At 73.4% G+C, this 12,903-nt stretch carries 9 protein-coding genes; 2 read left to right on the top strand and 7 right to left on the bottom strand.

Going from position 1 to position 12,903, the window contains the following annotated elements; translation table 11 throughout:
• Positions 1-17: 17 nt before the first annotated feature.
• The 7 genes from ACGFXC_RS17575 to mce all read right to left on the bottom strand — a co-directional run bounded on the left by ACGFXC_RS17575 (position 18) and on the right by mce (position 10,451).
• On the bottom strand, positions 18-896 hold the full coding sequence (locus ACGFXC_RS17575) for an ABC transporter permease (protein ID WP_393713654.1): 879 nt from the start codon (positions 894-896) through the stop codon (positions 18-20).
• A complete protein-coding gene (locus tag ACGFXC_RS17570) occupies positions 893-2,014 on the bottom strand; it encodes an ABC transporter ATP-binding protein (RefSeq protein WP_393713652.1) in 1,122 nt (373 codons plus the stop codon). Before ACGFXC_RS17570 ends, ACGFXC_RS17575 begins: the two co-directional genes overlap by 4 nt.
• Before the next feature lie 171 nt (positions 2,015-2,185).
• On the bottom strand, positions 2,186-2,965 hold the full coding sequence (locus ACGFXC_RS17565; protein WP_393713819.1) for an ABC transporter permease subunit: 780 nt from the start codon (positions 2,963-2,965) through the stop codon (positions 2,186-2,188).
• Between the two features lie 2 nt (positions 2,966-2,967).
• Entirely contained in the window at positions 2,968-3,963 is a 996-nt protein-coding gene (locus ACGFXC_RS17560) for an ATP-binding cassette domain-containing protein (RefSeq protein WP_393713650.1), read from the bottom strand.
• Between the two features lie 88 nt (positions 3,964-4,051).
• On the bottom strand, positions 4,052-4,990 hold the full coding sequence (locus ACGFXC_RS17555; protein WP_393713648.1) for a cellulose-binding protein: 939 nt from the start codon (positions 4,988-4,990) through the stop codon (positions 4,052-4,054).
• 195 nt (positions 4,991-5,185) lie between these two features.
• The gene (scy, locus tag ACGFXC_RS17550; RefSeq protein WP_393713646.1) at positions 5,186-9,841 is read right to left on the bottom strand and encodes a polarized growth protein Scy; all 4,656 of its coding nucleotides are present in this window, start codon (positions 9,839-9,841) and stop codon (positions 5,186-5,188) included.
• Between the two features lie 181 nt (positions 9,842-10,022).
• On the bottom strand, positions 10,023-10,451 hold the full coding sequence (mce, locus tag ACGFXC_RS17545; protein ID WP_385002531.1) for a methylmalonyl-CoA epimerase: 429 nt from the start codon (positions 10,449-10,451) through the stop codon (positions 10,023-10,025).
• A 135-nt stretch (positions 10,452-10,586) separates the two neighbouring features.
• On the opposite strand from mce, the gene ACGFXC_RS17540 reads away from it, so the two are divergent.
• Positions 10,587-11,789 (top strand): acetyl-CoA C-acetyltransferase, encoded by a 1,203-nt coding sequence (locus tag ACGFXC_RS17540; RefSeq protein ID WP_393713644.1) that lies wholly within the window; start codon positions 10,587-10,589, stop codon positions 11,787-11,789.
• Between the two features lie 9 nt (positions 11,790-11,798).
• The gene (gene meaB, locus ACGFXC_RS17535) at positions 11,799-12,761 is read left to right on the top strand and encodes a methylmalonyl Co-A mutase-associated GTPase MeaB (RefSeq protein ID WP_393713642.1); all 963 of its coding nucleotides are present in this window, start codon (positions 11,799-11,801) and stop codon (positions 12,759-12,761) included.
• Positions 12,762-12,903: the final 142 nt, after the last annotated feature.

Raw genomic sequence — 12,903 nt, 5'->3', positions numbered from 1 at the left:
ACCGGCGCGGCGGCGGCTCAGACGTCGCGCCGGCGCACCACCACGTACGAGGCGGCGACGGCGGCCGCCGTCACCAGGACCAGCAGCACCAGCTGGGCCAGGTCGCTCGGGGTCGGGCTGCCGTCCATCCCGCTGTTGGGCACCCCGAAGAGCTGGACCAGCCCCATCGGGGCGTTGTAGCGGACGACCGCCAGGCCGACGGTCTCGCTGGCGGGCCAGGCCGTCATGATGGCCCCGAGGACGGGCGGCATGGTGACCACGCCGAGCATGACCGCGATCCCGCCGGCCGAGTGCCGTACGAGGGCCCCGACGGCCAGGGCGAGCACCCCCAGCAAGGTGACGTAGAAGCAGCCGCCCAGGGCGCCGGCCCACTCGCTCCAGCCGTGGTGACCGGCCGCGGAGCCGTTGTGCACGAGCGCGGCCGCGATGCCGACGACCGCCACCGAACCGAGGGTGACGCAGAAGGCGGCGGTCCCGAAGACGAGGTACTTCGCGGTGAGCACCCGCAGCCGCCCGGGGGAGGCCGTGAAGGTGCTCCGTATCAGTCCGGTGCCGTACTCGGAGGAGATCGTCAGCACCCCGAGCACCATCACCGCGATCTGGCCGATCATCAGCCCGAACAGCGCGGGAGCGGCGAAGGGGAGCACCTTGTAGTCCCGCGAGCTGGTCTGGGACACGGCGATCAGGCCGATGCCGACCACCAGGGCCACCAGTGAGCCGAGGGTCCACAGGGTGGAGCGCACCGAGGTCAGCTTCGTCCACTCCGAGGCCAGGGCGTGCCCCAGGTGGGGCCGTGGCGCGGGCAGCGGCGAGCTGTAGCCGCCCGGCTGCCGCGCACCCGTGGCGGGGTTCTCCGCCGGGTTCGCCGCCGGGGTCGCGCCGGGGGTGGTGGTCATCTGGGGTCCTCGGTGCTGTTCTTGGCGGAGCCGGCGAGATCGGCGGCGCTGCCGGGCATCAGGAAGGGGCGGCCGGACCCGGGCGGCGGGGGAGCGAAGAAGCTCGCCGCGGTGTCTTCGGGGACGACGGGGGCCTCGGCCTCCTCCTCCCACACGGGCAGGCTCAGCGGCTCGGGCTCCCACAGTTCGGCGCGGGGGTCGTCGGAGGAGCTGTACTCGACGGAGGACTGGGTCATCCGCATGTAGGCCTCCTCCAGCGAGGCCCGGTGCGGAGCCAGCTCCCACAGCCGTACGCCGGTCTCGTGCGCGATGTCGCTGATGCGGGGCAGCTCCAGCCCGGTCACCCGCAGTGCCCCGTCGGGTTCCTGGAGCACCCGGCCGCCCGCCCTGGTGAGCGCGGAGCCGAGCGTGACGCGGCCGTCGGGGCCGTTGCCTGCCGCGCGGACCCGGGCGAATCCGGCCGAATTGTGGGTGATGAAGTCCTGGGTGCTCATGTCGGAGAGCAGCCGGCCCCGGCCGATCACGATCAGGTGGTCGGCGGTCAGCGCCATCTCGCTCATCAGGTGTGAGGAGACGAACACGGTGCGTCCCTCGGCGGCGAGCTGGCGCATCAGGTTGCGGACCCAGCGGATGCCCTCGGGGTCGAGGCCGTTGACCGGCTCGTCGAAGAGCAGGACCTGCGGGTCGCCGAGCAGGGCGGTGGCGATGCCGAGCCGCTGGCCCATGCCGAGCGAGAAGCCCTTCGTACGCTGACGGGCGGCGTCCTGGAGCCCGACCACGCCCAGCACCTCGTCGACCCGCTTCTCGGGGATCCCGGAGAGCTGCGCGATGGACAGCAGGTGCGTGCGGGCCCGGCGGCCGCCGTGCACGGCCTTGGCGTCGAGCAGGGCCCCGACGTGCCGCTGGGCGTTCGCCAGCTCCCGGAAGGGGAGGCCGTTGATGGTGACCTCGCCGGAGGTGGGCCGGTCCAGCCCGACGATCATGCGCATGGTGGTGGACTTGCCGGAGCCGTTGGGCCCCAGGAAACCGGTGACGTGACCCGGCTTGACCTGGAAGGACAGCCCGTCGACGGCGGTCTTGGCGCCGAAGCGCTTGGTCAGGCCGACTGCCTCGATCATCGTGCTGCCCCTTGCCAGGCCCGGGCGGCTCTCGCCCGCGTAAGCCTTAAGAGGATATCGAGTCCCCCGCGGTTCCCACCCGGACCGGATCCCTGACCGGCCCCTGAGATCCGGCTCGGGGATCACCCGTAGTACTCCCGGCGTCCGTCGCGCGACGGACGCCGGGAGTACTCACGCGTCGCGCTTCCTGAGCACCAGGTACCCGCCGAGCAGGGCGGCCAGTACCCACAGGGCCATGAGCCCGAGCCCGCCCCAGGGCCCGTAGGGGGCGTCGGAACCGCCCGCGGACGCCGGAACGGTCTGCATGATCGCCGAACCGGTCTGGCTGGGCAGGTACTGGGCGATCTTGCGCGTGCTGTCGACCACGCTGAGCACGAGGGGGAGGATCAGGATGAAGGTCACCAGGACCGCGATCGAGGCGGCCGTGTTGCGCAGCATCATCGAGACGCCGATGGAGAACAGGGCGAGCAGGGCCATGTAGAGGCCGACGCCGATCACCGCGCGCAGCACGTTCTCCCCGCCCAGCCCGGTGCTGTGGTCGCCGAGGACGGCCTGTCCGAGGAAGAAGGACACGAAGCCGGTGGCCAGGCCCGCCAGCAGGGCCAGCGCGGTCGCCGCGGTGATCTTTCCGAGCAGCAGCCGGCCGCGCCGGGGCACGGCCGCGAGGGAGGTGCGGATCATGCCGGTGCTGTACTCGCTGCCGACGACCAGCGCGCCGAAGACGAGGATCGCGAGCTGCCCGAGGAGCATCCCGGAGAAGCTCATCTGGGTGGCGTCGAAGGTGACCTGCTGGTCCTTGGGGAGGTCGTCGAAGGTCGCGTTGACCGCGGCGCAGATCCCGGTGCCCGCGGCGGCGGTGATCAGCAGCGCGGTGGCCAGGGTCCAGCTGGTGGAGGCGACCGTGCGGATCTTGGTCCACTCCGAGCGCAGGACGGCGGGGAAGGAGGACATGGTCACTCGCCGCCCTTGCGCGTCGCGTCGAACCCGGCACCCCAGGCCGGGGCTCCGGCCGGCCCGCCGGGGGCCGCCCCGGGCGCACCCGGCGCGTGGGCGTGGTACTCGACGGAGTCGGCCGTCATGCGCATGAACGCTTCCTCCAGTGAAGCCCGTTGCGGGCTGAGTTCGTGCAGCACGATCCGGTGCTCGGCGGCCAGTTCGCCGAGCCGCGCCGCCTCCACGCCGTCGATCTCCAGCGTGCCGGTGGCCGGGACGCTGATGGCGTCGATCCCGGCCTCGTGCAGGACGTCCCTCAGCCGTTCCTGCTGCGGCGAGCGCAGCCGTACGTAGCTGCGCGCGTTCTGCTGGATGAAATCGGCCATCGGGAGGTCCGCCAGCAGCTTCCCCTGCCCGATGACGATCAAATGGTCTGCGGTCAGGGCCATTTCGCTCATCAGGTGGGAGGAGACGAAGATCGTCCTTCCTTCCGAGGCCAGGCCCTTCATCAGATTGCGGATCCAGAGAATTCCCTCCGGGTCCAGACCATTGACCGGTTCGTCGAACATCAGGATTTCCGGATCACCCAGCAGGGCGGAGGCGATTCCCAGCCGCTGCCCCATACCGAGCGAAAATCCTTTCGACTTCTTGCGCGAGACGGCGGTCAGGCCGACCAGGTCCAGGACCTCGGTGACGCGCTGCTGCGGGATCCGGTTCGACTGGGCCAGGCACAAGAGGTTGTTGTACGCGCTGCGGCCGCCGTGCATCGCCTTCGCGTCGAGCAGCGCCCCGATGTACTTCAGCGGCTCCGGCAGGTCCCGGTAGCGCTTCCCGTCGATCCGGACCGTGCCGCTGGTCGGGTTGTCGAGGTCGAGCATCATGCGCATGGTCGTGGACTTGCCCGCCCCGTTGGGGCCGAGGAAGCCGGTGACCACCCCCGGTCTGACCTGGAAGCTGAGGTTGTCCACGGCGGTCTTGGCACCGAAACGTTTGGTGAGTCCCTCGAGCTCGATCATGCGGCCACGCTAGAACGCCGAAGGGCCGTACGCCACCTCAAAGAGGTGACGTACGGCCCAACGTCGGCAGTTGTGCCGCCGCCCGGTGTCAGCGGCTCTGCTGGGCCGGCACGCCCCGGGTCACCGGCTCGTCGTCGACGATCGGGTTGGCGGCCGCCACGGCCGCGCCGGTCAGCGTCGCCAGCATCTCGCGGACGTTGGTCAGCTGCGCGTTGATCGAGTCGCGGCGGTTGGTGAGCGCCGCCAGCTCGCGCTCGGACTCGCTGCGGATGCGGTCGGCCTTGGCGTTGGCGTCGGCGACGATGTCCTCGGCCTGGCGCTGCGCGGTCTCCACCGTCTGGCGGGCGCGGCGCTCGGCGTCCGTACGGAGCTTCTCCGCCTCCAGGCGCAGCTGCTCGGCGCGGTGCTCGATCTCCGCGAGGCGCTTCTCCGCCTTCTGCTGACGCGAGGCCAGGTCGCGCTCCGACTGCTCGCGCCGCTTGGCCAGGTTGGTCTCGAAGTCCGCGGCGGCCTGGGCGGCCTTGGCGCGGGTCTCCTCGAAGAGCGCGTCGGCCTCCTCGCGCTTGGAGGCCGCGTCCTTCTGGGCCTCGGCGCGCAGGGTGGAGGCGTCGCCCTTGGCCTTCTCGACGATGCGGACGCCCTCGTCCTCCGACTTCGACTTGCGGTCCGCCGCGAACGACTCGGCGTCGTTGCGCACCTGCTGGGCGGCCGACTCCGCCAGCTCACGGTGCTGCTCGGCGGCGCGACGGGCCTCCTCACGGAGGTCCTTCGCCTCCTCCTCGGCCAGCCGGAGGATCTTCTCGACCCGGGCGCCGAGGCCGGCGTACGACGGCTCGGCGTCGCTCACCTGGGCCTGGGCGTTCTGCGTTTCGAGGTGCAGCTCCTCGATCCGCTTTTCCAGAGAGTTGATGCGTCCAAGGGCGCTGTCGCGGTCGGAGACCAGCTTGGTAATGCGGTCGTCCACCTGACCGCGGTCGTAACCACGCCGCACGAGCTCGAAGCCGAAGGGGGAGGAAGTGTCGCTCATGGGGTTCCTGTCGAATGAGACCGATGAGGTGCTACGTGAGGTGTTAAGGGGAATCCTAGGCGCCAGGGCGGCGTGTCATCGAGTCAATCCGGGTTTGCCCTGGACAATGACACCCCTTTTGAGTGGCAAGGCGGCAGAATGCTTGTCACTCCTTCGCCTGAACCTCCTTCAGAAGCACACATCTCAGCGTTCTGACTAGCCCTCTGACGTCTTACCACCCGATCGAGTGGAACCCGCTGTCGCGCCGGCCTTCACGCCCCCCGCGCCCTGGCCGCCCACCGCGGGCTTCGCGCCACCCGAAGGTGCCTCGAATGATTCCAACGCCTCAAGAACGTCCTGGACACGGGAAATCTCCGCCTGAATGTCCTCGCGCCTGCGCACCAGGACCTCCAGCTCACGACGGCCCTCGTCGACCAGCCGCTCCGCCTCGGCCCGCGCCTCGGAGAGCGCCTTCTCGGCCTGCCGCGACAGCTCCGCCTTCTTCTGCTCGGCCTCCTTGAGCAGCGCCTCCGCCTTGCGCACCGCGGCGATGCGGACCTTGCTCGCCTCGCTGCTCGCGTCCGACACCAGCTCCTTGGCCTTCGCCTCGGCCTCGACGCTCTGCTCGGTCGCCGCGCGCACCAGCTTGTCCACGCGCTCGCCGGCCGACTTCATCTGCTCCGCCGACTCCCGGCGGGCCCGCTCGTGAAGCTCCTCGACCTCGGACTCGACCCGCGCGCGCAGCTCCTCCGCCCGCTCCCTTATGGCGGCGGCGTCCGTCCGCGCCCCGACCAGCAGCTCGTCGGCGTCCGTACGGGCCTTCTCCACCGTGGAGTTGCCCTCGACGGTCGCCTCCGAGGTGATCCGCGCGGCCTCCTTGCGCGCCGCGTCGACCATCGCGTCGGCCTGCTCCTCGGCGGCCGTGGTCGCAGCCAGGGCCTGCCGGCCCGCGTCCGAGGTCAGCTTCTCGGCCTCCGCCGACGCCTCCGTGATGAGCCGGTCGACCTGCTCCGCCGCCTCGCTGCGGCGCTTGTTGGCCGCCTCGCGCGCCTCGTCCAGCAGCCGCTCCGACTCCGTACGGGCCTCGGCGCGGGTGCGCTCCGCGTCGGTCGCCGCCTCCGCCTTGACCCGCTCCGCCTCGGAACGGGTGCGCGTCGCGTGCTCCTGGGCCGAGGACAGCGCCTCCGCCGCGTCGGCGCGCAGCCGTTCGGCCTCGTTCTGCGCCTCGCCGACCGTGCGCTCGTTGTCCTTGCGGGTCCGCTCGGTGAGCTTCTCCGCCTCCGACGTCGCCCCGGTGATGAGCCGGTCCGCCTGCTCGGCGGCCTCCGTGCGCAGCCGGCCGGCCTCCGCGCGCGCCTCGTCGAGGTTCTGCTCGGCGTCCCGTTCGGCGCCCGCCAGGGTCTCGTTCGCCGCGACCGTGACGCGCTCCGCCTCCGCGGTGGCCTCGCCGATGATCCGGCCGCCCTCCGCCCGGGCCTCGTCCAGGGCGCGGGCCGCGTCGGTGCGCAGCCGCTCGGCCTCCGCCGCGGCCTCGCCGACCGTCAGCTCGTTCGCCGCGCGGGTCTCCTCGACCAGCCGGTCGCCCTCGGTGCGCGACTCGACCAGGATCCGGGTGGAGTCCCGCTCCGCCGCGGCCAGCGTCTCCGCCGCCTGCGCCGTGAGCTTCTCCGCCTCGGCGGTGGCCTGCGTGACGAGCCGGTCCGCCTGCTCGGCGGCCTCGGCGCGCAGCCGGTTCGCCTCGGCGCGGGCCCCGTCCACGGTCTCGGCGGCCTCGGCGCGCAGCGCGTCGGCGGCCTCCCGCGCCTCGCCGACGGTGAGTTCATTGGCGGCGCGGATCTCCTCGGTGAGCCGCTCCGCCTCGGCGGTGGCCTCCGTGATGAGCCGGTCCGCCTGCTCGGCGGCCTCGCTGCGCAGCCGGTTCGCCTCGGCGCGGGCCTCGTCCAGCGTCGTGGCCGCCTCGGCACGGGTGGCCTCCGCCGCCCGCTCCGCCTCGGAGGTGAGCCGCTCGGCCTCCGCCCGGGCCTCGTCGACCGTGGCGGTGTTGGCCGTCAGGGTCTCCTCGGTGAGGCGCCGCGCCTGCGCGGTCGCCTCGTCGACGATCCGGCCGCCCTCGGCGCGCGAGGCCTCCAGTGACTCCGCCGCCTCGCCGCGGATCCGGTTCGCGTCGTCCCGGGCGTCCGCCCGGGTCCGCGACGCGTCGCGCTCGGACGCCGCCAGGGCGTCCGTCGCCTCCGTGCGCACCCGCTGGGCGTACTCCGCAGTGTCCGCCCGCAGCTGCTCGGCCTCGGTGATCGCGTCACCGACCGTGCGCTCCGCCAGGGCCTTCGCCGCGTCCGTCTCGACCCGGGCCTCGCTGCGCACCCGGGCCGCGTCCTCGGCCGCCCGCTCCCGCTCCGCGTGGGCGTCGGCGCGGACCCGGTCCGCCTCCTCCACCGCCTCGGAGCGCGTGCGCTCCGCCGCGTGCTCGGCCGCGCTGCGCAGCCCGGAGACCTCCTCCTCGGCCTGCTCGTGCAGCCCGGCCACCGAGTCGCGCACCTGCTGCGCGGTGGCCTCGGCCGCCGCGACCAGCTCCGAGGCGCGCCGCTCCGCCTCCTCGGTCAGCCAGACCGCCTCGGCGGTGGCCTCCTCGGAACGCTTGCGGGCCTGCGCCAGCAGTTCCTCGCTCTGCTCGCGGGCCTGCGCCCGCTCGTTGCCCGCGTCCGTCCGGGCCGCCGACAGGGTCTCCTCGGCCTCCCGGCGGCGCCGCGCGGCCTCCTCCTGGGCGGCGGCCAGCGCCTCCGCGGCCTCCGTCGCGACGCGCTCCGCGGCGGCCTTGGCCTCCGCGCGCAGCCGGTCGGCGGTCTCCTGGGCCTCGGTGCGCAGCCGCTCCGACTCCGTCTCCGCCTCGGCGCGCAGCCGTACGGACGCCTGCTCGGCCTCCGCGCGCACCCGGCCCGCGTCGTCCGCGGCCTCCGTGCGCAGCCGCTCGGCCTCCGCCTCCGACTGGGCCTGCAGGGCGCGGATGCGTTCCGCCGACTCCGCGCGCAGCCGGTCGTTCTCCTCGGAGGTCTCCTTGCGGACGGCCTCCGCCGCCGTGCGGGCGTCGCGCAGCGTCTGCTCGGCCGTCGTCAGCCGGCCTTCGGCGTCCGTGTGCAGGCGCACGAGCTCCTGCTCGGCCTCCGCCCGCTTCGCGGCCAGCGCCTGTTCGGTCTCCTCGCGCCGGGCCCGGGCCGCCGCGTCCGCCTCGGCGGCCACGGCCTCGGCCTGCTCCGCCGCCTCCGTGCGCAGCCGCTCGGCCTCCGCGCGGGTGCGCTCCAGGGTCTCCTCGGCCTGCCGGCGCAGGGTCGTCGCCCGCTCCACGGCCTCGCCGCGGACCCGCTCGCTCTCCGCTCCGGCTCCGGCGCGCAGCTCGTCCGCGTCCGCCTTGGCCTTGCCGAGCAGTTCCTCGGCGGTCCGGGCCGCCTCCTCGATCTGCTGGACCGCCTCGCGGCGGGCCTCCCCGCGGATCCGCTCGCCCTCGGCGACGGCCTCCGCGCGCAGCTGCTCGGCTTCGCCGCGCAGCCGCCGGGCCTCCTCCTGGAGTTCGACCGTACGGGCCCGGTACTCCTCGGTGTCGTCCTTCGCGGCGCCCTTGAGCTCGTCGGCCCGGGCCGCGGCCTGGGCGCGCAGCCGCTCCGCCTCGGACTCCGCCTCGTGGCGGATCCGCTCGGCCTCCTCGGAGGCGGCGCGGGTGGTGGCCCGGGCGTCCTCCGAGGCCTTGTTCAGTACGTCCTCGGCCGTCCGGGCCGCCTTCGCCAGCTGTGCCGCCGTGTCCTCGGCGGCGGCCGTACGGGCCTGCTCGCCGGCCTCCGTGCGCAGCCGCTCCGCCTCCGCACGGGCATCGGCCAGCGCCTGCTCGGCCTCGGCCTTGAGGACCTCGGTCTCCTTGGTGGCCTCGCCGACCAGCCGCGCGACCTGCTCCTTCGCGGTGCGGGTGCGCTGCTCGTTGACGGACTCCGCGGAGGCGAGCTGGCGCGCCGCGCTCTCCTTGGCGTCCGCGAGCAGGGCCTCGGCCTCCGCGCGGGCCGTGCGCAGCGCCCCGTCGGCCTCCTGGACCCGGGCCTCGGCCACCCGGCCGAGGTCCATCGTCTGCTGCCGGGTCTGCTCGGCCTCGGCGCTGGTGGTGCTGCGCAGCCGCTCGGCGTGCTCGGTGGCCTCCTGGGCCTGGGTGGAGGCGGCGGCCAGCAGCCGCTCGGCCTCCTTGCGGGCGCGCAGCAGCGTGGACTCGGCCTCGGTACGGGCGGTCTCCGCGTCGGCGGCGAGCCGCCGGCGGGCCTCCTCGACGGACCGGGCGGCCTCGGCGCGGGCGGCGTTCAGCGCCTGCTCGGCCTCGGCGCGGGACTCGTCCATGAGCCGGCGCGCCTGGGACTCGGTCCGCGCGCGCAGCTGTTCGGCCCAGGCGACGTTCTCGTTGACGTGCGCCTCGACCGTCTGGCGGCGCTCGTTGAGCTCCTGGTCCAGGCGCTGGCGGCGGTTGACGGCCTCGGAGTGCAGCTCGGCCTGGAGCCGGGCCTGGTGCTCGGCGTGTTCCTGGAGGATGCGCTGGGTCTGGGCCCGGGCGTCGCGCAGCTCGCGCTCGGCGTCCGAGCGCATCTGGTCCGCCTGGATCTGGGCGTTGCGGAGCAGCTGCTCCGCCTGGTAGCCCATGTCCGCGCCGTCGTAGGCGGGCCGGGACGCGAGATTGCGGCGTACCTCGTGGAGCTTGGCGCGCAGCACTTCGACCTGGTACCCCAGGTCTTCGGCGTGCTGGACGGCCTTCCCGCGCTCCTTCTTCAGCCGCTCCATCTCGGCTTCGAAGCGCGAGAGATGGTCGGCTTCAGCCTGTTGGCTCTCCTGGCTTTCGTAGCCCCGCACAGCGCGGTCCCATCCGTCCCCTGGTCGCAAGCTCACTCCCAAATGAGCATCGCTCGCCCGCTGAACGACGCCCCCGGGGAATGGTGTCAGATACCGGGGCAGGGGTTCGGGCCCCGACCCCGTCTCCGCACCGAAACCCCGGCCGAGCCAGTGCCACTCTACCGGCCGGGGAATGGGGGCATCAGTGATCAGGGTTGCTGGTGACCAGTTCGGTCAGGACTCCGTGGCAGTCCTTGGGGTGCAGGAAGGTGATCCGGGAGCCCATCGAGCCGGTCCGCGGCTCGTCGTAGAGGACCCGTACGCCCTTGCCGCGGATGGCTTCGGCGTCGCCGTCGACGTCCGCGGTGCCGAAGGCGATGTGGTGCACGCCCTCGCCGTTCTTGGCCAGCCACTTGCCCACCGCGGAGTCCTCGCGGGTGGGCTCCAGGAGCTGGAGGTAGGAGGCCCCGCCGTCCGAGGTCTCGTTGATCTTGAGCATGGCCTCGCGCACGCCCTGCTCCTCGTTGATCTCGGTGTGGAACACCTCGAACCCGTACGTGGCACGGTAGAACTCGACGGTCTTGTCGAGGTCGAAGCAGGCGATCCCGATGTGGTCGATTCTTGTCAGCATGGGACCAGTGCACCGCCGCGGAGGGTGGTTACGCAACGTGCCAGCGATCACACCGACTGCCGGGTGACTGCGCGGGTACTGCTCAGTACATTCAGGTAAACCCTCGTTCACTCCTCATCCAAGGGGCTGTGCCTCATGTCCGGAACGAACAACACCACTTCAGTGATCGTCGCCGGGGCCCGCACGCCCATGGGGCGACTGCTCGGCTCGCTGAAGTCCTTCTCGGGCGCCGACCTCGGCGGATTCGCCATCAAGTCCGCGCTGGAACGGGCCGGCATCACCGGCGACCAGGTCCAGTACGTGATCATGGGCCAGGTGCTGCAGGCCGGCGCGGGCCAGATCCCCGCCCGCCAGGCCGCGGTGAAGGCCGGCATCCCCATGAACGTGCCCGCGCTCACCATCAACAAGGTGTGCCTCTCGGGCCTGGACGCCATCGCGCTCGCCGACCAGCTCATCCGCGCCGGGGAGTTCGACATCGTGGTCGCGGGCGGCCAGGAGTCGATGACCAACGCCCCGCACCTGCTGCCGAAGTCGCGCGAGGGCTTCAAGTACGGCGCCATCGAGATGCTCGACGCGATGGCGTACGACGGCCTCACCGACGCCTTCGAGAACATCGCGATGGGCGAGTCCACCGAGAAGCACAACACCCGCCTCGGCATCGAGCGGGCCCCGCAGGACGCCTTCGCGGCCGCCTCCCACCAGCGCGCCGCCGCCGCGCAGAAGAACGGCGTCTTCGAGGCCGAGATCACCCCCGTGGAGATCCCGCAGCGCAAGGGCGACCCGGTGCTGTTCTCCGCCGACGAGGGCATCCGCGCCGAGACCACGGTGGAGTCCCTCGGCAAGCTGCGCCCCGCCTTCGCCAAGGACGGCACGATCACCGCCGGCACCTCCTCGCAGATCTCGGACGGCGCCGCCGCCGTGGTCGTGATGAGCAAGGCCAGGGCCGAGGAGCTGGGCCTGGACTGGATCGCCGAGATCGGCGCCCACGGGAACGTGGCCGGCCCGGACAACTCGCTCCAGTCGCAGCCCTCCAACGCGATCCTGCACGCCCTGGAGAAGGACGGCCTGGAGGTCTCCGACCTGGACCTCATCGAGATCAACGAGGCCTTCGCGGCGGTCGCCGTGCAGTCAATGAAGGACCTCGGGGTGACCCCGGAAAAGGTGAACGTCAACGGCGGCGCCATTGCCCTGGGGCACCCGATCGGCATGTCCGGCGCCCGCGTCGTGCTGCACCTGGCCCTGGAGCTGAAGCGCCGTGGCGGCGGGGTCGGCGCGGCCGCGCTGTGCGGCGGCGGCGGTCAGGGCGACGCCCTCGTGATCCGCGTCCCGAAGGCGTAGGCGGCCCGGATGACGACGGTGGACGTCCCCACGCTGGTGGCGCAGGCCCGCGAGGGCCGGCCGCGGGCCGTGGCCCGGCTGATCTCACTGGTCGAGGGGGCGTCCCCGCACCTGCGCGAGGTGATGGCGGCCCTGGCCCCGCTGACCGGCGGCGCGTACGTGGTCGGCCTGACCGGTTCGCCCGGGGTCGGCAAGTCGACCTCGACCTCGGCCCTCGTCTCGGCCTACCGCAAGGCCGGCAAGCGGGTCGGAGTGCTCGCGGTGGACCCGTCCTCGCCCTTCTCGGGCGGGGCGCTGCTCGGTGACCGGGTCCGCATGTCGGACCACGCCTCCGACCCGGGGGTCTACATCCGTTCCATGGCCACGCGGGGGCACCTGGGCGGTCTCGCCTGGGCGGCGCCGCAGGCGATCCGGGTGCTGGACGCGGCCGGCTGCGACGTGATCCTCGTCGAGACGGTGGGCGTCGGGCAGTCCGAGGTGGAGATCGCCTCGCAGGCGGACACCTCGGTGGTGCTGCTGGCCCCCGGCATGGGCGACGGGATCCAGGCCGCCAAGGCCGGGATCCTGGAGATCGGCGACCTGTACGTGGTGAACAAGGCCGACCGGGACGGCGCGGACGCGACCGCGCGGGAGCTCAACCACATGCTGGGGCTCGGCGAATCCCGCGGCCCGGGCGACTGGCGGCCGCCGATCGTGAAGACGGTCGCGGCCCGCGGCCAGGGCATCGACGAGCTCGTCGAGGCGCTGGAGAAGCACCGGGCGTGGATGGAGGAACACGGGGTCCTGGACGGGCGCCGGGCGGCCCGGGCCGCCCGGGAGGTCGAGACCATCGCGATCACCACCCTGCGCGGCCGGCTCGCCGACCTGCGCGGGGACGCCCGGCTCGACGCGCTGGCGGTGCGCGTCGCCGCGGGCGAGCTGGACCCGTACACGGCCGCCGACGCGCTGCTGGACGGCCTGACGGAGGGCTGAGCGCGGGCGGGGGGGGGGGCCCCCCGGGGGGGCGCCCCCCCCCCCCCCCCGCGCCGCCCCCGCGGGGGGGGGGGGCGCGGGCGGGGGGGGGGGGGGGGCGCGGGGGCCCCCGGCGGGGGCCGCGCGGGGGGGGCGGGGGTGT

This window comes from Streptomyces sp. NPDC048507 (assembly GCF_043199995.1).
Taxonomy (GTDB): Bacteria; Actinomycetota; Actinomycetes; order Streptomycetales; family Streptomycetaceae; genus Streptomyces.
This window is presented reverse-complemented; position numbering and strand designations above follow the sequence as displayed.